The organism is Treponema sp. OMZ 838, from assembly GCF_000775995.1.
Classification (GTDB): domain Bacteria; phylum Spirochaetota; class Spirochaetia; order Treponematales; family Treponemataceae; genus Treponema.
Window position 1 is genome coordinate 2,437,951 of sequence record NZ_CP009227.1, and the last position, 22,192, is coordinate 2,460,142.

General features: G+C 45.3%; 17 protein-coding genes and 1 tRNA gene. 8 read left to right on the top strand and 10 right to left on the bottom strand.

The genetic code is table 11. From position 1 onward, the window contains the following. Window positions 1-439: 439 nt before the first annotated feature. Window positions 440-6,055 (bottom strand): alpha-2-macroglobulin family protein, encoded by a 5,616-nt coding sequence (locus tag QI63_RS11010; RefSeq protein ID WP_044016386.1) that lies wholly within the window; start codon window positions 6,053-6,055, stop codon window positions 440-442. A gap of 594 nt (window positions 6,056-6,649) precedes the next feature. On the opposite strand from QI63_RS11010, the gene QI63_RS12480 reads away from it, so the two are divergent. The 5 genes from QI63_RS12480 (at window position 6,650) to pth (ending at window position 10,955) form a co-directional block, all read left to right on the top strand. Beyond that, window positions 6,650-9,112 carry an InlB B-repeat-containing protein gene (locus QI63_RS12480; protein WP_144389685.1) on the top strand — a complete coding sequence of 821 codons (2,463 nt, stop codon included), beginning with the start codon at window positions 6,650-6,652 and terminating at the stop codon, window positions 9,110-9,112. Window positions 9,113-9,491: 379 nt separating this feature from the next. After that, a complete protein-coding gene (locus QI63_RS11020; protein ID WP_044016388.1) occupies window positions 9,492-9,689 on the top strand; it encodes a type II toxin-antitoxin system VapB family antitoxin in 198 nt (65 codons plus the stop codon). Continuing rightward, window positions 9,686-9,856, top strand: coding sequence for a hypothetical protein (locus QI63_RS13085; protein WP_200877754.1), 171 nt, complete (start codon window positions 9,686-9,688; stop codon window positions 9,854-9,856). Before QI63_RS11020 ends, QI63_RS13085 begins: the two co-directional genes overlap by 4 nt. Window positions 9,857-9,868: 12 nt before the next feature. Continuing rightward, on the top strand, window positions 9,869-10,321 hold the full coding sequence (gene dtd / locus QI63_RS11025; protein WP_044016390.1) for a D-aminoacyl-tRNA deacylase: 453 nt from the start codon (window positions 9,869-9,871) through the stop codon (window positions 10,319-10,321). A gap of 16 nt (window positions 10,322-10,337) precedes the next feature. After that, window positions 10,338-10,955, top strand: a complete 618-nt coding sequence (pth, locus tag QI63_RS11030) for an aminoacyl-tRNA hydrolase (protein ID WP_044016392.1) — start codon at window positions 10,338-10,340, stop codon at window positions 10,953-10,955. 233 nt (window positions 10,956-11,188) lie between these two features. Here the strand turns inward: pth and recA are convergent, their stop codons facing one another. From recA to QI63_RS11050, 3 genes are all read right to left on the bottom strand, one after another. After that, window positions 11,189-12,526, bottom strand: a complete 1,338-nt coding sequence (gene recA / locus QI63_RS11035; RefSeq protein WP_044016395.1) for a recombinase RecA — start codon at window positions 12,524-12,526, stop codon at window positions 11,189-11,191. A gap of 330 nt (window positions 12,527-12,856) precedes the next feature. Then, entirely contained in the window at window positions 12,857-13,522 is a 666-nt protein-coding gene (locus tag QI63_RS11045; protein ID WP_044016399.1) for an ABC transporter ATP-binding protein, read from the bottom strand. Between the two features lie 24 nt (window positions 13,523-13,546). After that, window positions 13,547-13,933, bottom strand: coding sequence for a DUF4418 family protein (locus tag QI63_RS11050; RefSeq protein ID WP_044016401.1), 387 nt, complete (start codon window positions 13,931-13,933; stop codon window positions 13,547-13,549). 177 nt (window positions 13,934-14,110) lie between these two features. Here QI63_RS11050 and QI63_RS11055 point away from each other — a divergent pair. The 3 genes from QI63_RS11055 to tsaD all read left to right on the top strand — a co-directional run bounded on the left by QI63_RS11055 (window position 14,111) and on the right by tsaD (window position 16,887). Then, window positions 14,111-14,184, top strand: a tRNA-Pro gene (locus tag QI63_RS11055). Window positions 14,185-14,401: 217 nt separating this feature from the next. After that, entirely contained in the window at window positions 14,402-15,820 is a 1,419-nt protein-coding gene (locus QI63_RS11060) for a divergent polysaccharide deacetylase family protein (protein ID WP_235619703.1), read from the top strand. Between the two features lie 44 nt (window positions 15,821-15,864). Continuing rightward, on the top strand, window positions 15,865-16,887 hold the full coding sequence (gene tsaD, locus QI63_RS11065; RefSeq protein WP_044016407.1) for a tRNA (adenosine(37)-N6)-threonylcarbamoyltransferase complex transferase subunit TsaD: 1,023 nt from the start codon (window positions 15,865-15,867) through the stop codon (window positions 16,885-16,887). Here tsaD and QI63_RS11070 read toward each other — a convergent pair. The 6 genes from QI63_RS11070 to QI63_RS11100 all read right to left on the bottom strand — a co-directional run bounded on the left by QI63_RS11070 (window position 16,859) and on the right by QI63_RS11100 (window position 22,161). Continuing rightward, entirely contained in the window at window positions 16,859-17,845 is a 987-nt protein-coding gene (locus QI63_RS11070; protein ID WP_044016409.1) for a helix-turn-helix transcriptional regulator, read from the bottom strand. The two genes, tsaD and QI63_RS11070, sit on opposite strands and share 29 nt — an antisense overlap. A gap of 87 nt (window positions 17,846-17,932) precedes the next feature. Next, a complete protein-coding gene (locus tag QI63_RS11075; protein ID WP_044016411.1) occupies window positions 17,933-18,619 on the bottom strand; it encodes a hypothetical protein in 687 nt (228 codons plus the stop codon). Between the two features lie 162 nt (window positions 18,620-18,781). After that, window positions 18,782-19,708: a WG repeat-containing protein gene (locus QI63_RS11085; RefSeq protein ID WP_044016416.1), complete on the bottom strand. Its 927-nt coding sequence runs from the start codon at window positions 19,706-19,708 to the stop codon at window positions 18,782-18,784. 73 nt (window positions 19,709-19,781) lie between these two features. Continuing rightward, window positions 19,782-20,015, bottom strand: coding sequence for a hypothetical protein (locus QI63_RS11090; RefSeq protein ID WP_044017355.1), 234 nt, complete (start codon window positions 20,013-20,015; stop codon window positions 19,782-19,784). Between the two features lie 382 nt (window positions 20,016-20,397). Then, the gene (locus tag QI63_RS11095) at window positions 20,398-21,186 is read right to left on the bottom strand and encodes a leucine-rich repeat domain-containing protein (protein WP_052185550.1); all 789 of its coding nucleotides are present in this window, start codon (window positions 21,184-21,186) and stop codon (window positions 20,398-20,400) included. A 12-nt stretch (window positions 21,187-21,198) separates the two neighbouring features. Further along, window positions 21,199-22,161, bottom strand: coding sequence for a leucine-rich repeat domain-containing protein (locus QI63_RS11100; protein ID WP_044016418.1), 963 nt, complete (start codon window positions 22,159-22,161; stop codon window positions 21,199-21,201). Window positions 22,162-22,192: the final 31 nt, after the last annotated feature.

The window sequence follows — 22,192 nt, forward strand, 5'->3', positions numbered from 1 at the left end:
AACTATACATCCGTGTATAGTTTTGACTGTGAGTTTCGGCAGCAGCCGAAACATCACTTCTGATGGAACCAGCGGCCTCCGTGCCGCTACTGTAAGTAGTCTTCAACGTATCAGAACGGACACGTGGCGGAGATGATATGTTGAGAATTTTCAGCAGCATATCGTAAAACATACTCGCCGTAAGCCTTTTGAAATAGACTGTCCAGAAGTGTACATCCGTGTACACTTCTGGACGCGAGTTTTTGCATCGCAAAAACATCGCTGTTGCGTAGAACCACGGACATCCCTGTCCGTTTTGAAATTACAAGGCGCGAACACGTAAGCCTTTTGAAATAGACGGTGCAGATACAAGGAGTTAGGCAAAAAAGTACCGCAGGCGTATCTTTGATACGTTGAGGACACTTTTTTGCCGTACGACACAGTAGATGCACCGTATATTTCAAAAGGACACTTTGAGACCCGGCACCACCGCCCTAATCGAATTATCGTACATCGCTTGCGCATGGATAGCCGGTATAAAGTATTCTCCTTTATAGGCAACCGTTGCATAGAACTTGTAGGTTACCGAATCCCTACGCGCTAAATCAAAGTAGGTATATACGACGTCGTCTCTGATATCCTGATAGGCAAAAGAATCCGAACCGTCGCTGCTGTCCAAGGCTATCCGATCGTTGCTGATTTCCCAACAGGTTGGGATGGGGAACGTCAGCGCGATATTTTCAATCTTTTTTGCCATCTGGTTATCGACGCTTATTTTGATGACAAATGAATCGCCTACCTTTAAATCCGCAGGAGAAATCCTGTCGCCGTCGGAATCGGTATACCGGACATCAAGGTCGATATTTTCATTCTGCCGCTGTTCCGTTCCCGGTATGGACATACCTTCTGCGGTTAAAATGCCGTAGAGAATCGCTTTTCCGGTGTTCGTTACTTCGATGGTCTGCTTGTCCGCTGTTCCCGCAGGCAAGGCTTCGATAATCGAGGCGTTTTTAAGCTGTCCCTGCCGCAACGCGCCGTTCGCCGTAACGGTATAGCTGCACGAGGCTGCATCGCGGTTTTTGTAATAGGGTAAAAGCGAGAATAGGAGCCATGCGGTCTCTTGCGTGCTGCACCAATCATCGGAGGAAAGTACGGATGCAACTTCGCGGGCTGCTTTCGCTGCCTTTACATCATCCTGCAGCAGTGTACATACCATCAAATAGAGCGCCTGTATGCGGGTGGACGAACCGAAAGAGCCGCCGGTATACCGGTAGGATGTCTCCTGTTTAGTCAACGCGCCCAATGCATCTGCAAATACGTCTTCCGCCGTGTCATCCCTGCCTGTAAGCGAGTATGCAGCAGCAAGCAGCAGTGCAGCGGAAGCATCAAGGCGTTCATTTTTCAACCGGTTCATTGCGCCGATATTCGGGCTGCCTGCAAGCGCAAGCGAGAAGAGCCGGTATGCCTGTATTTCAGCCGAATCTTCACTATAGGATTCCCATTCCGCCGCGGAAGAAGCAAGCCAAGAGGTCAGCGGTTTTTTAATCGAATCGGGTACCGCATAGCCCTGCTTCTCTGCCTCCGTTAAGAAGTGGAGCGCATAGCTCGAACCCCATGCGGACGGCGCGCTGTTGCCCGGCCAGTATGCGAAAGCTCCCGATGCGGTTTGATACTGAGGATACCGTTCGATAACCGATTGGATATGCTTTTGAATGCGCGTCTTTTCCTGCGGCGAAAGCTGTGCAAAGTCTGCAAGATACAGCTGCGGGAAGCCGCCGGAGGTAATCTGTTCGATACATCCGTGCGGATACCGAATCAGATAGTCAAGCCTGCTTGCTAAATTGAGCGCGGGTATGGAAGAAAGCTCCATCGAAAGTGTTGTCGAACTGACTTCTCCCGGACTTTGCACGCTCACAATCGTTTTCTCCGAAGGTTTCAGGGTAAACGGCGTACGGTAGGTAACGGGAATACCGCGCGCTTGCACCTCTACCGGCGTTACCGACTGTGCAAAACCTTTGTCCGTTTTTACGGCGGCAGTGAAGTCGGCAGTACCGGCCGCTTCCGTTTTTACCGTGAACGTAACAGTCATATCCGAAGAAGCAGGAACCTTTACGAGTTTTTCTCCGGCAAAAGACGGAATGGCGCCTTTTGTATTCAAGGTGATTTTTGCATTTTGTGCGGAATCGGTTCCGTTGAATACCGTAACGGGTACCTCAATCCGTTCGTTGACGCCGAGTGTGCGGGGAAGCGCTGCCTGTATCATAAGGTCGGCCTTTACGGGAACGGTCTTTTCCGCAATACCGTAAGCGCCGTTAAAGCCTGCAACCGCAATCGCCCGCACGGCTCCGACATACTCAGGCATATCGAACGAAAGCTGCTTCTTTTCACCGGCGGCGATCGTAAAGGGGCCGAGGTATTGCACCACCGGTTTAAACCGATTGCTGCCCCGTTCGCGGTTATCGACAAGGTCTTCGGAACCGCCGATTGCGAGCAGCGTTTCAAGCTTTCCGCTGTAGGCGTTCATAACATACTGATATAAATCCCAGCTTGAAAGTTGCGACGCTTCTTTCTTATAGAATTCGCGTCTCAGCTCCGGCCCGTGATAGTTCGTTAATCCCAAAAGCCCTTCATCGACAACAGCCAGCGTGAATGTCATCGGTTTTCCGTTTTGTTCGGATACGGAGATAACCGCTTTTTCGTTGGGCGCATAGACGGCCGGAGCGGTAATCACCGGAGTGAGTTTTGTGGCGGGATTATCGACCATCACCGGTACGATACCGTAAAGGCGGATCGGTAAACTGTTCGCCGTTTGCAAGTGTTGCTGCAATACCGTGATATGCACGTACACATTCGGCGCCATCGCTTCCGTCAATTTCAGTTTATACACCGTGGTATCTTTGGCGGTTTCAAGCCAATCCTGTTTGATAATTTCGCCGTTCTTTTCTACCGTAACGAGCGCTCTGTTTCCGGCGCTTGAGGCAAACGAAACAGAAGCGGTTTCGCCCGTGCTATACTGCCGTTTGTCGGTGATGAGCGCAACCATTGCCGCGCTGCCCGAACCGTTTTCTTGAGCGCGTCCCGCCCAGCCCGGCCAGTCGATATACACGATTTTTGCCGCACTGTGTCCGCGCCGCCCGTCGGAAACCGTAACGAGGTACCGTCCCCATGAAGGATATTTTATTTCAAACTGAAAGCTCCCTTTTCCGTTTGTAACGGGTACCGAGCCGCGTACAATTTCATAAGACGAGTTGCTGGAGACATACGTTGCGTCGGTGAGGGCGTCTTTTTCCCACCACCATTTCCAATCCAATTTATGAATCGTATATGACAGTTCGCCGGAAGGAACCGGCTTACCGGCTTGGTCTATCAGCAGTACATCGGCGGTATGTTGAACATCGGTTAAAAGCATTCCCCGTGCGGCATCTCCTTTCGGCAGCCGCAGACCGACATAGCGGCTGTACGGCGAATACGGGAAAGCGCTTTGTTCGGTAGAAAAGGCTCCCGACGGTTCAAAGATGCGGCTGACAAAATGCGCCTGTAGTTTTCCCGGTACGGGATCATCTGCGCCGATGGTGAAATGCTCGCTGAATGTTGCCTTTGAGGCGCTATTCAGTGTTCCTTCCCAAATGGTTGAGCGGCCTAGTTCCATTTCTACCGACGGATTGGTAAAGCTGAAATCGGAATAACCGAAATTATCCGGCGCAGAGGTAAAGAATACGGCAACGTCTGCGTTGTAATTGGGCGTCGGCGCACCGTGCAGCCATGCCCCCGAAAGCGTGAAAGCATTTTTGCCGCCGGTAAGCATTTTTTTCTCAGGTTCCAGTTTAACCGACAGGCGGTTCGGGACGACCGTTTCAATGCGGAGCGGCCGAGTCCATTCCTGTCCGCCGATTTTTACCTTTGCTTGCCAGAGACCGGTTACCGCGCCCGCGGCGGTTTTTGTTTCCACCGGATAAAAGCCGTTTACCGAATGTGTTAGGAGGCGCGACTCCGTTACCCGTCCGAGCGGGTCTGAAAGTTCAAAAGAGACTGGAATATCCGCGGGGAGGGTTTTCTGTAAATCCTGCAGCACAAAGGTAAGATAGAGCGGATCACCCGGCCGCCATACGCCGCGCTCTCCGTAAATAAATCCCTTTACGCCGCCTACGGTTTTTTCGCCCCCGGTTTCAAAATGACTGACGCTCAATCCTGTTCCGGCTCCAATTTTCAAATATGAAGTCTGCCCCTTGTAGCTTGCCGCGATGAATACTGCTTTGGAAGCGTCTTCCAGTACTGCGGAGCCGTTTTTATCCGATCGGAGTTCGGCATTTTTGGAGCCGACATACGAATAGTAGGTAATTTCCGCCCCGCTGATAGGCTGCGCCGTTTTGATATCGGCAACGCTGGCGTACAGTTTTCCACTCGTTGTCTTTTTCGCCATAATGCCGACATCCGAGATAAGAATATTCCGCTTTATCAAATTCTTACTATTGAAACGCGGAATGTAAAAAGCCGGATGATAGGGATTATTTTTATTTGACCAATAGGTATCCCGCTCATCATAATCCAAATCTTCCCAATAATTCCAGAAACTCTTTTCGTCGGGCGGCAAATCCGCTTCGATCATATCGGGAGGTTGCGGCAGCGAAGCAAACGCTTCATCGGCATCGGAGGGAATACGGTATTTGATATTCTTTTTTCTGAATGAGATGCGTATTTGAAACATCCCATGAGGATATTTTTTTGTGAGCGCCGACACATCAATTCCGCGCGGAATGTATTTATTCTGCATTGAATCGTCCCACTCGAATGAAACATTTTGCGTCCACACCGGCTCACCCACACGGTACAGTTCATCGGTGCCGTCCAATTCGTTTACCTGCAAGAATTGAACAATGTTGTAATCATAAATGGCAAAGGCTTGTATTAAAAGTCCGTTCACGTTTCGTGTTTCAACCGGCAGTACCGTACCCTGCGAGGACGGTAAAATAGTTCCGTCGGTCATAAAACGCACGGACGGCAGTTCCCAATTATCCGAAAGAGTGATAGTCCGCGCTGCGGCAAGGTAGATACCGTTCGAGCTTTTAATCCCGTTTGAAATGCGGATAGTTCTGATATTCCGCCAATTTGAATCGTCATAAATTGTCAGTACGTTACCTCTGACGGATACATTAACATCATCGCTCCGTGCGCCGTACTCATTATGTGTTGAAACAAAATCCCGTATATCCTGAGAAGAATCGAGCAGCCCTGAAAAACTCACCAGTATGGTATTCTTTTTTGAAGTATTGATATCGATGATGGAAAATTCGTCTTTTGCCGGAATATCGAATGATTTTGTGCCTGCAAATGCCGCATCCTGTTTTTTCGACAAACCGAGCTTCCGCCCCTGCCACGAAACCGATAAGCTCCGCGACCGTTTCTTAATACCGATATTTTGGATAAAAAATTTCCACACCTTTCCCGATGAACCCTGTTCCCATTGCATTGGGCAGGAGCTTCCCCAAAAGCCTCCTGACTTTGCCGAAACACAGTGCCGGATGGTATCCGCGGTAACGGGAATGTCTGTAGTGATACTGCCGCTGAGCGAATAAGCATCCTCATCTTGATTCAGTGTTAACGTATCCAGCACGACCTCATAGGAAGGGGTGTCTGCTAAAAACACATGGCGGTATGTACCCTGCGCCGTCTCCTTCCCGAACAGCTTTGCACAGTCTGCGGATAAGATGATTTTACGGCTGGAAGGGTAGGGAGCTGACGGCGTAAACACAACCGTTTTACTATCTTGGAGTTCCCATGTCCCCGTCTGCCGGGGAGAAAACTGCAAAGCCTGTTCAGGTTCGCAGATAACATCGCAGGCAAAGCTGACAGCAATAGGAGCAAGCCTTCCGATATTGGTCGGAGAAATCGCCGTAACGAATTCCTCCGTTCCGCTGTCCGCAGCCGTTTGCCGCTTATCGGCGCATCCGGTAAGGTTCATAGCTGCGAATATAAACATTGCAGCGAGACACAGCGCTGCGGCAATGGGTATACGTTTCATTTTTTTGTTTTTGACGTTTCTTGTCAGTATGTAGGAAAAAAGATTGATATGTTTCATAGTACGCTCCCTAAAATAGATAATAAATCAAATCTATTCAGCGGTCAATTACGGATTTCGTATGTGTATGCAGGTACTCAATTTTTTTTCTTGCGTTTTCGGATTTTTGACTCTATAATAATACCTATGTTGAGTCGCAGAATTGGATTATCACAGTATAAAAATCTTATTTCCAAAGCGGACACCATATCGGAGCAAAATCGGTATACAGGGCTTGACACACTCATAGTCGGCAATACAATTTTCACAGTTCACAGTTCACAGTTCACAGTTCACAGTTCACAGTTCACAGCGAATCTTATTTAGATGGTTTTTTATCTTCTCCCTACAAACAGCATCATCACCTTTCCGCAGTTTTAAGTCTATCGGATACGAATCAAGATACGCATATTCCTTTTTCTCATGGTGTACACAAACAGCTTTTTGCGTCCCGGAAAATGCCATGCGTTGCTGCGAAAGGCTGTAGAGCAGGGTATTATAAACGCTTGTGCAATACCGCTTTATACCGTTGGGGACGGCAGTCGGTCATATTAGGCTAAGAGAATTATGAAAACCGTTTTTTGCGGTTGCAGCATACTAATTAAGGGAGATTTTATGATAAAAATGAATCTGAATAAAACAAATATACTTAGAGGATGGGCAACAATGGCAGTACTGGCCATTGCCTCGTTGTTCATGTTTACGGCATGCCCGCGCTCGACAGACAGTGTGGTGCCCAATGAAGTGCCGACCGTGGATAAATTTACGGTAAATTTTAGTGTAGACGGCGAACACGGTACGCTTATTGCAAAGGTAAACGATGTAGCGATCGGAACCGGTACGAAGGTGGAGAAAGATAAAAAAGTAAGCTTTACGGCAACGCCTGATAAAAACTATAAAGTAAAGGAATGGAGGGTAGGTGGCTCTGCTGTTACAGGTAATACGTCAAGTTCTTATACGCACACCGTCACAAAGGCTGTAGAGGTCAAAGTCTCTTTTGAATCGCTTCCGGTAGGTCAAGCTTCTTATATAGTACAACACTATAAAGAAAAACCGGAAGGCGGCTATTCTGTAGTGCCATCGGATACTGAAAGTTTACACGACACTGCAGGAGCAACTGCTGTATACACTCCTAAAACTTTCGAAGGTTTTAACTACAATTCGTCGCTTACAAAAATAAACGATTCCGTACAGACAAGCGGGACAATAAACGCTGATGGCAGTACTGTTGTAAAACTCTATTACGAGCGCAAAACGGTAAACGTAACTTTTAAGCTTAACGGCGGAAACGTAAGCGGTAATACAGACGATATAATCAAAACAGGTAAATTCGGAACAGCATTTACTGCTCCGGAACCCGTCAAGGCGGATGCCGAGCTTAAAGGATGGAATCCCTCGTTGCCTTCACCTACAACATTTCCTGCGGCCGATACGACATATACGGCACAATGGCAGATTACGTCAGGCGGAGGTGGAAAAATCTTCATCAAGTATAATGCTGAGAACCTCACTGTCAGATACAAAAAAAACGATCGGTATGAATTATTGCTGCCGAATTCTGAAGTTTCTGAAGGTACGTTGTTACGCTTTCGAGATAAGAATATCCCTGCAGGACAGCAAGTTGATAAGTGGATGGTAAACGCAAAAGAACTCGACGATGATGACTACACGGTTAACGCTGCCGATGCAGCTATCGACGGTTCGAATAAAGTTATTACGGTAACGTACACCACTAAGCCTGCTGCCGCGGTTGTTATAAAGTTTGACGAAAGCAAGGTCGAAGTGTATAAAAACGGCAGCGGTACACTCAATAACGGGGCTACTGTTTACGAGGGCGCCTTACTTTGGTTTGAACTCTTAAATCCTCCTGAAGGACAGCAAGTTGATAAGTGGAAGGTAAACACAAAAGAACTCGACTACGATGACTACACGGTTAACACTGCCGATGCGAGTACCGAAGGTTCGAATAAAGTTATTACGGTAACCTACACCACTAAGCCTGCTGCCGCGGTTGTTATAAAGTTTGACGACAGCAAGATCGAAGTGTATAAAAACGGCAGCGGCGCACTCAATAACGGGGCTACTGTTTACGAGGGCGCCTCACTTTGGTTTGAACTTGTGAATCCGCCTGCAGGACAGCAAGTTGATAAGTGGATGGTAAACGCAAAAGAACTCGACGATGATGAGTACACGGTTAACGCTGCTGATGCAGTTAGCGAAGGTTCGAATAAAGTTATTACGGTAACGTATACCACTAAGCCCGCTGCTGCGGTTGTTGTAAAGTTTGACAACAGCAAGATCGAAGTGTATAAAAACGGCAGCGGCGCACTCAATAATGGGGCTACTGTTTACGAGGGCGCCTCACTTTGGTTCGAGGTTAAAAGTCTTCCTACCGGGCAGGTTTTCGACAAGTGGAAGGTAAACACAAAGAACATTAGCGGCAATAGCTATAACGTAAACATTGCCGATGCGATTACCGAAGGTTCGGGTAAGGTTATTACGGTAACCTATACAACCAAACTGTCAGCCGGTCCTGTTGTTATTAAATTCGATCCTACGCTTGTGCAGGTAGAGGCTCCGCTTTCCGGTATGCATGGCATAACGACCGGACAAACGATTGATGCAGGCACGCTGTTGCTTGTTCGTCCGCTGGTATCGAGCGATATAGATATAGATAAGATATTTTTTAACACAAAAGAGTATACGTATAAACCCGATAACAGCTATTCGCTTGATATAAACGATGCAGTCCAAGAGGGCGGCAACAAGGTTGTCCGCATCGGTTTTACCGTTAAACATCCGCAAGTACTGACTGCGCAATTTACCCCTGCTGCATTAATCGAGTGTAGAACCGTTACCGGTGCACCAATCACTTCGGGCTATGAAGGCTCTGCCTATTTGTATGCGATACTGAAGGCCAAATTATCACCCGGTCAAGTGGTAAAGCATTGGGAAGTCAACGGTACAAAAATTCCCGGCTCCGAAAGACAGACAATACTTGAAGGGCAGGCAAACCCCGCTTTTGCTGTGGAAGAAGGGGGTAAAAAAGTCGTTAAAGTCAATCTTGTTTTGGAATAGCACTGTTTGAACAGATGATCTAATCCCCCGATGCGTTGTGTCGGGGGATGTTAATTGAATGATATTCATGAACCTCAAAAAAATTTGATTCGCAGTCTGCAAAGCTGTTAACTTAATGAATTTCCTTACAGAACAAGCCGATAGGCTTGCAGTTTTTAGAGATCCTCATTAGTACGTTATATATTGAATTTTATTATTATACTATAGGAAAACCTCTCAAAAACTGAAGTTTTTAGAGGTTCCCGCTAATATATTTTTCTTATTTATTTGTGCAGGCATGTATTACAAAGTATCCGATTCGTTTATACTGATGAGTCGTTTAGACTATCGCTTGCTTCTACACAATGATATGTGTAAAATAGGTATGGAGGGTGATAAAGTGGCGACAAATCTTGCAATAAATGAAGAATTACTCAATACCACTTATGAAATCGGCGGGTACAGCACAAAAAAAGAAACGGTGAATACGGCGCTTGAAGAGTTTATTGAACGGCAAAAATCCGAAGAACTCATACAGCTGTTTGGAAAAATTGAATATCATCCTTCTTATAATTACAAGAAGATGAGATCGCGATGAAGTTTGTATTGGTTGACACTTCCGTATGGTCGCTTGCTTTTAGAAAAAAGCGTCTGGATGGTAACGATAAAAATTTCTCGATATTTGCATTAGATAAAGATTTTGAACAGTATCGGAGATATATCGATATTGAACTTGTAAATACGATCGGGAGATATACTGAATGAGGAGCGTGTGACATGCGAGCAGTGATACAGCGGGTACGGTCGGGAAGCGTGGCAATTGAAGGCTTTGAAACGCAGACCATCGGCAAGGGCTTTGTGATTTTGCTCGGTATCTGTCCTGAAGATACTGAGGGCGATATAGATTGGTTGGTTAAGAAAATCGTACAGATGCGGATTTTCGAAGACGATGAGGGGAAGATGAACCGTGCCCTTGCGGATGTGCAGGGCGACATTTTATTGGTCAGTCAGTTCACCCTGTTTGCCAGTACCAAGAAAGGAAACCGCCCGTCCTTCAATGCAGCGGCGGAGCCTTCGATTGCAATCCCGCTCTATGAATGCTGTATCCGCAAACTGAGCGAAGCGCTTGGTAAGCCGATAAAAACCGGACAATTCGGAGCGGATATGCAGGTGGAAATTCACAATGACGGACCGGTTACGATCATAATCGACACGAAGGTAAAAGAATAATTACGGGTCAAAAAAGATGATTTCGTTAATAGCATTTTTAGGAAATGTCGGGCGGGAGTATGAACGCACCCGGCATAACGCAGCGTGGATCGCTGCGGATCGTTTATCTATTTGCAGGGGAATTTCGTGGCAGCATAAATTCCGCGGCTTGTATGGGCGGTTTCCGGCAGCAGTGAGCGGGGGACAGGCTGTCCATGCTTTAAAGCCTGAAACCTATATGAATCTATCGGGCGAATCAGTAGGGGAGGCTGCCCAGTTTTTCAAAATCCCCCCGGCGGAAATACTTGTTGTGCATGATGAGCTTGAACTGCCCCCTGCTGCCTTGAGCCTCAAGTGGTCGGGAGGGCTCGGTGGACACAACGGGCTTCGCTCAATAAAGGCTGCACTGGGTACGCCGGACTTTTGGCGACTCAGGATCGGTATCGGGCGTCCCGGCAGAAAAAAAAGCAGCAGCGCCGATCATCCCGATATCGCAGGCTATGTGCTGTCTCCTTTTTCTCAAGAAGAATTCACCCTGCTGGATGCGGCACTGCCTCAGCTGGAACCGCTTTTTACCGCACTCATCACTGAACGGAAGGAGCCGCAAACGCTGCTTTCCGCATGGACGAAGGTACCGCCCTGCACATCAGTGTAAGCTCCAAACTCTAACCCAGGTCTTTCTTTTGCGTGAAATTTTCCTAAAATTTCACGCATCTTTTCCCTGCAGGAGAGAAATCGCATCAGACAGATAAATAAAAATCGCAAAATAAATAGGCTATGAGACCATTTGAGGCGCAAAGCGGCGAAATTCTGGTTGAATAGCCTATTTATTTTGCGGGGAAATATAGCAAAACAGTCTGATGCGATTACTCTGTGATATCAGGTCGTTTAAAAGAGCTCGTTATCGCCGTCAAAAGCGCTGCCCGGCTTTGATTTATGTGCAGCGGATACTGCTGCAGAATCGGTATCCAAACTTTCAGTTTTGCCGCTAGCGAGAGCTGCTTTTTCGAGCATGGATTTTTTCCCTGCCGGAGCAGTCTGAGCATCGGCTTCTTTATCAACCTTTGTATCTCCCGGTTTTACGGAAGCTGCCGCCTTTGACGCCCCTGTCTTTGCCGCAGCCGATGCTTCGCCGGTGCCGGAATCGGCAGCTTGATCGGTTTTTACAAAACTCGACACGTATTTTTGGTTGGGGAACAGCTGAGCACGCAAGGTCTTTTCAAGATCGATTGCAACATCGGGATTATCCTCCAAGAATTTTACGGCGTTGTCATGTCCTTGTCCAATCTTATCTTCTTTATACGAGTACCATGCGCCTTTTTTGTCTATCAATTCGTATTTTACCGCGCAGTCCAGCAAGCTGCCGTAGGGAGAAATTCCCTTGCCGAACAGGATTTCCAGCTCAACCTTTCGGAACGGCGGCGCGACCTTATTCTTTACCACTTTGATGCGCACCTTGTTTCCCCATGCTTCATCCTCATCCTTGCCGAGCACCTCGCCTTTACGGACTTCGATACGTACCGAGGAATAGAATTTGAGCGCATTACCGCCGGTGGTGGTTTCCGGGTTACCGTACGCAATACCGATTTTCATACGGATTTGGTTGATAAAGATGAGAATACATTTTGACCGTGAGATAATCGCCGTCAATTTCCGCAACGCCTGACTCATTAACCGGGCTTGCAATCCCATGTGTGAATCGCCCATTTCGCCGTCAATTTCCGCTTGCGGCGTAAGAGCTGCTACCGAGTCTACAACGATGACATCCACCGCACCCGATCGGACGAGGTTTTCGGTGATTTCCAAAGCCTGTTCTCCCGCATCGGGCTGGGCGACCCACAGTTCGTCGATATTGACACCGAGTTTTTGCGCATACTGCGGGTCAAGGGCATGTTCGGCATCCACAAACGCTGCAATACCGCCCCGCTTTTGCGCTTCGGCGACAACATGGAGGGCAAGCGTAGTTTTTCCCGATGACTCCGGACCGAATATTTCGATAATTCTGCCGCGCGGATAGCCGCCGATACCGAGCGCTTCGTCAAGCAAGATACTCCCCGACGGGATTACTTCGATACCGCTTGCTGCCGTTTTTGTGCCGAGCTTCATCAAAGAACCCTGTCCGAACTCTTTTTCGATTTGTAGACGTGCTGCTTCCAACGCTTTCAGCTTTTCGTCGGCATCGGTAATATTGGTTACCTGATTTATTTCTGATTTTGTTTTTGCCATTTATGGCCTCCATAATTAAGTGCGTTCGGCCGGCGCCTCGTCAGAACATTATCATGACATTCTGCAAAAGCATTTTTTGCTTCCGGCACATTCCGGCTGCCGCATTGCTTCTTATCTTTGTTATATGTCTTTGTTGCGATTTTGGCTTAAAAAAACTGCTGAAAATCACTTTTTTTTTAGAAATTTTTACAAAGAATCAAATTTTTTTCCTGACCGATGTGTTTTTAATCGGAAGGGCAGGGCAGCCGACAATACTGCTGCAATGATTTATAAAAAAATGCCCGTTAATTTATAGCATAAGACACATAAGAAAGCAATATTATGGAAAAACTACACTTTTGAAAGGGTTCCGGCGTCCATCCGGTAAGTCGTACAATTCGGATCTAAAATATTGGAATCATGCGTTACGATAAGCACGGCAGTTCCAAGTTTGTTTATATCTTTTATAGCCTGCATGACACCGGCTGCCGTTTCCGCGTCGAGGTTTGCAGTCGGTTCATCAGCGATGAGCAGCTTGGGCGCATTCATCAGTGCACGCGCAATAAGCATCCGTTTTGCTTCTCCGCCTGAAAGATTTTTCGGCATTTCATTTTTTAAATGAGCTATTCCCATCACTTCCAATAAGCTCAGCGCTCTCCCTTCGGTATCGCCGTCCCGGTTAAATAAAAAAAACGGTACGCGGACATTATCAAGTACCGAAAGATTCGGTAAAGCGCCGAGCGATTGGGGGACAAATCCTATCGACTCGTTACGGTAATAGCTTTTTTCAGTATCGTTCATCGTTGTGATGTCATTATTTTCAAATAAAACAGCTCCCGCAGTCGGTTCTAAAATGCCTGAAATAAGGTTCAGCAATGTCGTTTTTCCCGAACCGGAGCGGCCGACAATAAAGACAAAATCGGAAGAATCGATATTGAAATCGGCCTCCTTAACGGCAAAAAAATCGGAACCGCTTCTGGTAAACGTTCTGGAAAGCTGTTTTGTTTGCAATAACATATCGTAATAATCCAATGGCAAAATTTATCGTTTTCTGTTAACGAACAGATATCCGACATCAATGGCTATCAGCACGATTGCCAGCAGTAAAATGACGGGTTTGGTATAAACGTTACAAGGCATGGTCGCAGTCTTACATGTACCGATAACAACCGTTTGCAATAATATCAAACAAACACCGAGCCCGATATTGGAAAATGCGATACCGATGCGGGAACTCTTAAATAGTAAGAAGATGACACCTAATGCGGCAATTAAACCGCCGAGCATTCGGACAGCCTCGCCCATCCAATGGCACTTCATAAAACCGCCGTCAGCTTTCGGAAAACAGACATGTGCATATCCGAAGGGAGCAAATAAAACGAGCAAACCGATGATAACGATTAACGTTCCTATAATATATTTTTTCATAGTATAACCTCACTAGCACATCAGTATATACGAAATACGGCAAAAGTCAATCTATGGTTACATTATTCTTTGAACATTCTATCGATTGCGTCGGAACAGAATGTGACGTGATGCAACACAGCGTATTGACATAACGGAACTTTATCGATAATATCTGTTTCTGTTATTAAAACAAAACGGGCAATAGCGCAGTTGGTTAGCGTACAAGTCTGGGGGACTTGGGGTCGCCGGTTCAAATCCGGCTTGCCCGATTATTTTCTCTATTTTTTTCTATCCCTATCATACTTTTATTATATCTTTCCATTAAAACGGCTCTATCTTAAAGTATAGAGATTTATAGCGTATACGATAAATGATTTCTTTACAGAACAAGCTGATAGGCTTGCGGTTTTTAAAGACTCCTCGATAGCGGCTGCCCTGTACAAATACCGCTTGACATTAAGCCGTACTGTTTTTATGCTTTTGCCTATGCCCGAAAAAGAGAATAAAGTAAAAACAAGCAAAAAAACGTCGCCGAAAAAGACGGCCGGAAAAACCCAATCGAAAACCAAAAGCCGTACAGGCACTACCACTGCAAAGAAAAAGCCGCGCAGTTCAACCGCCCGTAAAAAGCGTTCGCGCGGGAATATTATTGCCGCATTGGTGATATTGTGCGTTCTGCTTTTGGGGTTTAATCTTGTTTTAGTATTAAAATTAGTGCCTAATCTTAAAAATTCATTAAAACAGGATACCGGCACGGCGCAAACTCAAGTACAACAGGATAAAATCTCAACCGAACAAAAACGGAATGAACCGCTTACGGCAGCACAAGAACCTTCACCATCGGTTACCGTGCCGCAGGTTGCCGCACAAGCACAGCCGCATACCGATTCCGCGGTGCAGCAAAAACGGCAAAACACACCGGCAACGCAGCAAAAAACGGCGTCATCACAGGAGAAAGCGCCGACTGCCAACAAAACAACACCGGCTGCACAACCGGCGCCGCATTCACCTGCTGCTGCATCTGCGCCGGTATCTCAGACCGCTTCTGCAGCGCAGAAAAATACTGCGAAGAAAGAAAAACCGGTAGTCCATCCGGCTCCGCAAAAGAATCCCATACCGGAGAAACCTGCCGTACCCGATAAGAAAAAGACCGTACAAACAATGCAGCCGGTGCAGCCTGCTGCAAAACCGGAAAAGCCGCGCAAGCGTGCTCCTTATGCCGGGAATCTTACCTTTGTGTTTGACGATGCGGGACATAACCTCGACCAGCTTGAATACTTTTTGCGACTCCCGTTCCCCTGTACTATTGCAGTTTTACCCGGATTGCGGTACTCTAGCGAGTCGGCGCGGCGGATACGCAAAGCCGGCAAACAGGTTATTCTGCACCAGCCGATGCAATCGGTCGATCTGCATATCAATCCGGGACCGGGGGCTGTTACGCCGGGACTTTCTGCGGAGCAAATCAAAAACATCGTCAGAAAAAATCTCGAAGAAATTTGGCCGGTAGCCGGGATGAATAATCACGAAGGCTCACTGATGACAGCGGACGAGGCAGCGATGAGCGCGGTCTTGGATGTCGTAGCGGAAAAACATATATTCTTTTTGGATTCGCGGACAACCGCTCGGTCAGTCGTTGCGAAGGTTGCAAAGGAGAAAAACATGGCTGTCTGGGAACGGGCAATTTTTATTGATAACGATAAAAGCCGCGCTGCAATGGAAACGCAAATTAAAAAAGGGTTGAGCATTGCGAGACAGAAAGGCTCTGCCATCATGATCGGCCATGTCTTTACGATTGAACTTGCAGAGCTTTTAACCGAAATGTATCCTGCACTTATCGAAGACGGATTTTCGCTTTCGGCAATTGCTCAAGTTGCACAAAAAGGCACGGTTAACTTCGGCAACTAAAAGAGGATGTCCAAAGTTAATCATGGAACAATAGGAATAACAGAATGAAGATACTTGGAATAGAAAGCTCCTGCGATGAAACGGCAGCTGCCGTCGTGGAGGACGGACATAAAATCATCAGTTCGGTAGTGGCAACTCAGATACCATTTCACGAAGCATATAAGGGTGTCGTGCCTGAGATTGCGAGCCGTAAGCACACCGAATGGATCTTACCGGTTGTCAAAACCGCTTTGCAGGAAGCGGGCGAAACGTTGCAATCGATAGACGGTATCGCCGTAACCAATCGGCCGGGGCTGATGGGGTCGCTGCTGGTGGGGCTGACCTTTGCGAAAACCCTCGCATGGGCATGCAATAAACCGTTTATTGCCGTAAACCACATGCTCGGGCACCTGTACGCAGCGCATCTTGAGCAGGACATTCCTTATCCCTACCTCGGTCTTTTGGTATCAGGCGGCCATTCGCTTATCTGTAAAGTATACGATTTTGATTCAATCGAAGTGCTCGGCAGTACTATCGACGATGCGCCGGGCGAAGCATTCGATAAGGTTGCGAAGTTCTACGATTTCGGCTATCCGGGCGGCGTAATTATCGACCGGCTGGCGAAAAACGGCGATCCCAAGGCTGCAAACTTCCCGATGCCGATACTGCACGAATCCGGCCGCCGGTATGACGTGTCCTATTCAGGCTTAAAAACTGCGGTCATCAATCAAATCGATCAATTCTGGAATCCCGGATATGAAAAAACGCCCGAAAATATTGCAGCGGCTTTTCAATCCAGAGCCGTTAAAATATTGCTGCGTTCCCTGCTGCGGGCGGTAGAAGACACGGGCCTGCACACGATTGTCGCAGGCGGCGGCGTTGCTGCAAATTCGCTGCTTCGTGAAAAACTTGCCGAACAAAAAGGTTTAACGTGCATCTTCCCACCGCTCAAGCTCTGCACGGATAATGCCGCCATGATTGCCGGAGTAGGCTACCGCTATTTGGTGCGTGGCGACAGGAGCCCTCTCGATTGCCCTGCAAGCGCCCGTGTCGAAGGATTTAAACGCCGGAAATCCGCCTCAACATAGCTCGTATTTCTGCTTGCCAGTCTTGCACAAAATCTTCCGGTTCAAGCGGCTGTGCGTTTGAGCCGTGAGACAATACCCATTTCAATATCCGGTACCCTTGCGCTGCGGAAAAGACTATTTCGGTTTTCCCTTCTGCATCGTATTCGGTAATTTTTTGGTCGTCCGCCCATACGGAATCTTTTATTGCGAGACGAGACTCGCCGTAGAATGCAATACGGTAGGTAACCGTTTCCGGTTCCATAAATGAGCCGAATCTTCCGCCGCCGCAGCGGGAAATAAAGTCGTAATTTTCTGGCAGTGTAAAAAGCTCATCGGTAATGCAAAGGTTTTCAATACGCGGAATATAAAAAAGCCGTTCTGCTTGGCGTTCCTCTGCATAGCCGAATAGAAAATATCGCCCGTCATCAAAAAGGAGCTGATACGGACGGACACGCCGATGTACCTTCCCGCTATCCAACACGCCGCAGTAATCGAATTCGATCGTGCGGTTTTGAATCATCGCTTGGTAGAGTGCAGTAAATACCGCTTCATCGATAATGGCATAAGGCATCGGCGGAACAGCGATACGGTCAATAAACGTTCCCGCTCCTTGCCTTTGCGGAAACGTAATAACATCAATGGCATCAACGAGTTCTTTGTAGATCGGCGTTCCCTGATATTGCTGCAGCAGCGTTTTTGCAGCAATGAGCGCCGTTACATCTTTTTGCGAAATATTTTGGATCGGCATTTCATATTTTTTGCTGTAATAAAATCCTTTCTTTTGCGCATTATATTCGATGGGTGCATTAAACCGATCCCGCAAAAACGTTATATCGCGGCTTATTGTCGGGACACTGCACTCCAGTTCTTTTGCAAGTTCGGATGTCTTAGGGAAGCATTCTGCTTTTATCCGGTTATGAATATACGTGAGACGTTCCAACATTTGATGGGTAATTGCACGGTTTGGTTTCTTTTTCATAGTGTTATTATAGTAGGAAAGGGGAGATTTTGGAATCTGCAAAAAACGTAAAATGTTTTTGCAGATTCCGGTGCCTTATGGTTATTTTTATAACTTCAATTCACTCAAATATCGGGAGACATCAAAGTATTTTTTTAAGAATTTATGCCATTCGAGAGGATAATACCCGCTCCTTGTGCCGCTTGTGTGCCTTAAAAAAATCATGTCGATAGATTCACCGTCTAACTCGATTTTAAAATATCGGGGATAGGCCTGATTTATTTTATCATCTCCCCATTTTTCTTGTTTAACAACAAGTCCATCATACTCCAAGCGTGCTAAAAAATTACTCGATTCTACACCCAATGAAATCACCATTTTAGGTTTAAGGACTTTCATCGTTTCAAAAATGATTTTCCAACCGTTTTTAAAATCATCCGCAGTCGGGCGTTCTTCGCTTGCGTTAAGAAGCCGCTGAATAATGACTTGGTAGACAAAGCTGTCAGAAATTGCCGTCATTTCTTCTTTGCTCAGCTCTTCATCATAATCTCTATTCAACAGTGTTTTTTCAAAATTGCGGATAACGTTTGTTCCTTCCTCGCCGTTTTGATGCATACCGATAAAGCTGCGGGTAAAATCGATGCCGTACTCATCAGGACTGTCGCCTGCGCAAAGATAGTGGCTTTCTCCCAATACCATCAGCTTTGTCTGACTTGCGGAATAGTTCTTTCCTATCCACGGCAGCCAGCAAAGATTGTTAATCCGTAAAAGTTGTTCATCGATCTTTTTGTTCATTGTTTTTCTCCTCATATTTTCGTACGACATTTGAATATTCTTGTCTCTTATCTTCTGACCCTAGGATTACTTCACCGTTCTCATCAAAGATAATATCAAATTCGGAAGAATATAAATATTTATCCGACCATAACTGTAGATTTTCTATCGGGATAGTTTTAATCAATTTCCCATCAAAAGAAAAAATATTACCGCCATAAAAAAATTCTTTCCTAATTTTACAATACCTAAATTGTTAGTAAAATAATCACCTCTTTGAGTTGTTATCTCCGTATTGTCTTGAAGATTTCTAATTGTCAGTTCTTCATCATCGTAAATAAGATAACCATCTCTAAGATAAAAATATGATTCTGGAAAATCAGCTCCGGTTATTTTAAATTCATATACCACATCGCCCTTTTTGTTTATGATAAAAAATGAATTAAATGATTTTCTAATCCATGAATATCCACCGATAAACGGACTAGGCAACTTTGAGTGATGATGACATTTGAATTTTGGCTTTATTGCAATCTTTCCCTGATTATCCATGAATCCCCATTCTTCTTTTGCATTCTGAACAGCAATAAGCCCCTCACTGAAACCATACGTTTCAGGTACGTTACGTACATCTACATAAACTTCAAATAGTTCTTTAAATTCTTTATTTACTGCTATGGTTTTATCATCTGCATACACAATTGCAATATCTTCTGAAAATGGGTAAGCTCTATAATATCTTGGTGAAACAACTTTTCCTTTTTTATTTACAAAATATTTTTCCGCATACCATGTTGTTATTAAACCAACTTCTGAAGAGAAAGGTGTCAATATTGTTATCGGACCTCTCATGCCTGTAGTATCTATATCTATTTTTTTTCCGTCCGGCGTTATATAAAACTTATTTTCCTTAAAATCTTCTGCTATTGCCACGCCATTAATAAATGGCATGACTGTTTTATATTGAGCTTTTATGATAATTTTTCCGTTACGATCAATATAGCCATACGTATCTTTTTTCCATTCATCTTGATACGGAAATAAATCTTGGCTGTAGAGTGTTAAGACTACAGTGATACAAAAATAAAAAATACCGATAATTTTTTTCATACAGAACTCCTATTATTTTCAAAATATATGAACAGTTGGCGAATTTTTTATTACCAACTGTTCAATTTCCCTTTTATAACGCGGGATGGTGTTTCTTATACGGGCTCTTGCTACAGCTGCCGCTTGTCAAACTGAATAATGAAGAATATTTCGTTCCACAAAACTTACAGGTATACTGACTTTTTTCAGCCCCCTCATACAGCTCGTGGTATTTTCCTTCCGGATTACGAGAACAATGACCGGAAGTTAAACTTGAAACGCTTGAATAGTTTGTACCACACCATTTACAATAAAATTTCTGTGCCATAATAATCTCCTTTTGGCATTTATTTTTTGAATTGAATACGTGTAACCTATTTGTTGTTCCTGTACAAACAGCATGTGCTGAATTTACATGAGCCGTCATTTTGTTAACATCGCTCCAATTCAATGAAATCTCTTCCATAACTAACCCCCCCCCCCCCCCCTCCAAAAGTCAAGTATGAAAATATTTTTTTGATTCACAAGTGCTGAAATAGTATCTATTGCTCTCAATCTGCGCTTTCCCTTCAATGATTGTCCCAACGACTATACTAATAGCATAGTTAGTCTATCAGGCGATGATAGAGGTAAAAAAATCTTTTTAACAACTGATATTGTTCGATATTGCCACATGGCGGGATTTCAGTCATAGCTTGTTTTCCTTGATTTTATTCGTGCGGAGGGGTGAGTACCTCGCTGCTCAATCGATTTACGACAATGTGTTCATCTTGTATAGAACTGTCAGAATGCTTTAGTAGTTTTTTTACTGCATTGCTTGCAACGATAAACTGTGCGTTGCTTTGAATATTACAAAAGGCATTATTTCCGATTTCGGTAACGCTGTCGGGAATTCTGATAACTCCTAAGCGGCTGCACGCACCAAAAGCTTCCTCACCGATTTGAGTAACGCTGTCCGGTATAGTAATACTTGTTAAACCGGTGCAGCAAACAAAGCTTCTATATTCAATTGAGGTAACGCCTTTTTCGATATTCAATTCCGTTAAACCGGTACAACAGACAAATGCCCACTCGCCAATCTTACGAACGCTGCTCGGAATTTTGATAGTTTTTAAACTGCTGCAACTCTTAAACGCGAGGTTTCCGATTTCGGTAATGCCCTGCGGTATGGTGATAGTGCTTAAATGAGTGCAATTAAAGAAAACACCGATACCGATTTTTGAAATACCACTTCCAATAATAACCTCTTTTAAATCGGTACAATCGCGGAAAAGCCAGTCACCGATTTTAGTAACGTTATCAGGTATAACAATACGTGTGAGACCGCTGCAGCTTTCAAAGGCGTGATGAGCAATTTCTGTAATTGTATCCGGTAATATAAGACTTCCAGTAAGGTAGGCGCTATTTGTTACGCCGATAACTATCCCGTCTGTGATTTCCAGCAACTGTACATTTGATTCTTCTTCAGCAGTAAGCCGTAATGCAGATATCTGTTCCATATTTTCATTATCCTATAAATTCGGATTAACGGTAATTTGTCCGTTCTGTAGATCGCTGCCGCAAGTTTGTAACAGCGCTTTTATCGATTCATTTTTTACGGTAAACCGTGCATCGGGTTTAATATGCGAAAAAGCATCGTATCCGATTTGCGTTAAACACTCGGATTTTATGATTATATTGTCTAACCTTTCACAACTGTCAAATGCACCTTCTCCAATTTCGGTAACCCCATCCGGTATGATAACAGTGGTTACATCAGTACAACCGGCAAGACAATAACCGCCTATTGCGGTAACGTGCTCCGGTATTATGAAAGTCTTTACGGGAGTTGCTTGTATAAGGGTCTTCATATCTTTTGTATAGAGTACATTATCTTTACTACGATAGACCGAATTCGCTTTATCGACGGTAATATCCATTAAGTTTGTGCAATAACCAAAAGGTCCCATACCGATATCAGTAACACTGCTTGGTATAATAATATGTGTTAAACTGCTGCAATAGCAAAAAGCTCCCATAGCGATTTTAATAACGCTATCCGGTATGGTAATACTCGTTACGCCTCTACATCGGGAAAAAGCCCCATAGCTGATTTCAGCTACACCATAAGGTATGACCACACATCCTGTTGCAACAGCCCGTAAAAGTGTTTTCATATCTTTTGTATAAAGTATATTTTCTTGACTGCAATAGGCTGGATTATTGGAATGAATGGTAATACTTGTGAGGTTCATGCAGCGGAAAAAAGCGCCGTACCCGATTTGAGTAACGCTGTCCGGTATGGTAATGCTTGTTAAACCCGTACAGCCGCTTAATGCTTTTCTCCCGATTTCGGTAATAGTGTCCGGCAATATAAGACTTCCGGTGAGGTCGTCTCTATTTGTTACTCCGATGAGTATCCCATCCGTTATTCTCAACAATTGTACATTGGCTTTTTCTTCAGCGGTAAGTTGTAATGCAGATCTTTGTTCCATATTGTCCTCCGGTTATGTTCTATACATTACC

What these genes read in the sequence shown, in the direction of transcription:
- pth (WP_044016392.1), top strand. Translation starts at nt 10,338, where the DNA reads ATGATTTCGTTAATAGCATTTTTAGGAAATGTCGGGCGGGAGTATGAA.
- QI63_RS11050 (WP_044016401.1), bottom strand. Translation starts at nt 13,933, where the DNA reads ATGAAAAAATATATTATAGGAACGTTAATCGTTATCATCGGTTTGCTC.
- QI63_RS11070 (WP_044016409.1), bottom strand. Translation starts at nt 17,845, where the DNA reads ATGAAAAAGAAACCAAACCGTGCAATTACCCATCAAATGTTGGAACGT.
- tsaD (WP_044016407.1), top strand. Translation starts at nt 15,865, where the DNA reads ATGAAGATACTTGGAATAGAAAGCTCCTGCGATGAAACGGCAGCTGCC.
- QI63_RS11090 (WP_044017355.1), bottom strand. Translation starts at nt 20,015, where the DNA reads ATGGCACAGAAATTTTATTGTAAATGGTGTGGTACAAACTATTCAAGC.
- recA (WP_044016395.1), bottom strand. Translation starts at nt 12,526, where the DNA reads ATGGCAAAAACAAAATCAGAAATAAATCAGGTAACCAATATTACCGAT.
- QI63_RS11100 (WP_044016418.1), bottom strand. Translation starts at nt 22,161, where the DNA reads ATGGAACAAAGATCTGCATTACAACTTACCGCTGAAGAAAAAGCCAAT.
- QI63_RS11085 (WP_044016416.1), bottom strand. Translation starts at nt 19,708, where the DNA reads ATGAAAAAAATTATCGGTATTTTTTATTTTTGTATCACTGTAGTCTTA.
- QI63_RS12480 (WP_144389685.1), top strand. Translation starts at nt 6,650, where the DNA reads ATGATAAAAATGAATCTGAATAAAACAAATATACTTAGAGGATGGGCA.
- QI63_RS11060 (WP_235619703.1), top strand. Translation starts at nt 14,402, where the DNA reads ATGCCCGAAAAAGAGAATAAAGTAAAAACAAGCAAAAAAACGTCGCCG.
- QI63_RS11045 (WP_044016399.1), bottom strand. Translation starts at nt 13,522, where the DNA reads ATGTTATTGCAAACAAAACAGCTTTCCAGAACGTTTACCAGAAGCGGT.
- QI63_RS11010 (WP_044016386.1), bottom strand. Translation starts at nt 6,055, where the DNA reads ATGAAACATATCAATCTTTTTTCCTACATACTGACAAGAAACGTCAAA.
- QI63_RS13085 (WP_200877754.1), top strand. Translation starts at nt 9,686, where the DNA reads ATGAAGTTTGTATTGGTTGACACTTCCGTATGGTCGCTTGCTTTTAGA.
- QI63_RS11075 (WP_044016411.1), bottom strand. Translation starts at nt 18,619, where the DNA reads ATGAACAAAAAGATCGATGAACAACTTTTACGGATTAACAATCTTTGC.
- QI63_RS11095 (WP_052185550.1), bottom strand. Translation starts at nt 21,186, where the DNA reads ATGGAACAGATATCTGCATTACGGCTTACTGCTGAAGAAGAATCAAAT.
- dtd (WP_044016390.1), top strand. Translation starts at nt 9,869, where the DNA reads ATGCGAGCAGTGATACAGCGGGTACGGTCGGGAAGCGTGGCAATTGAA.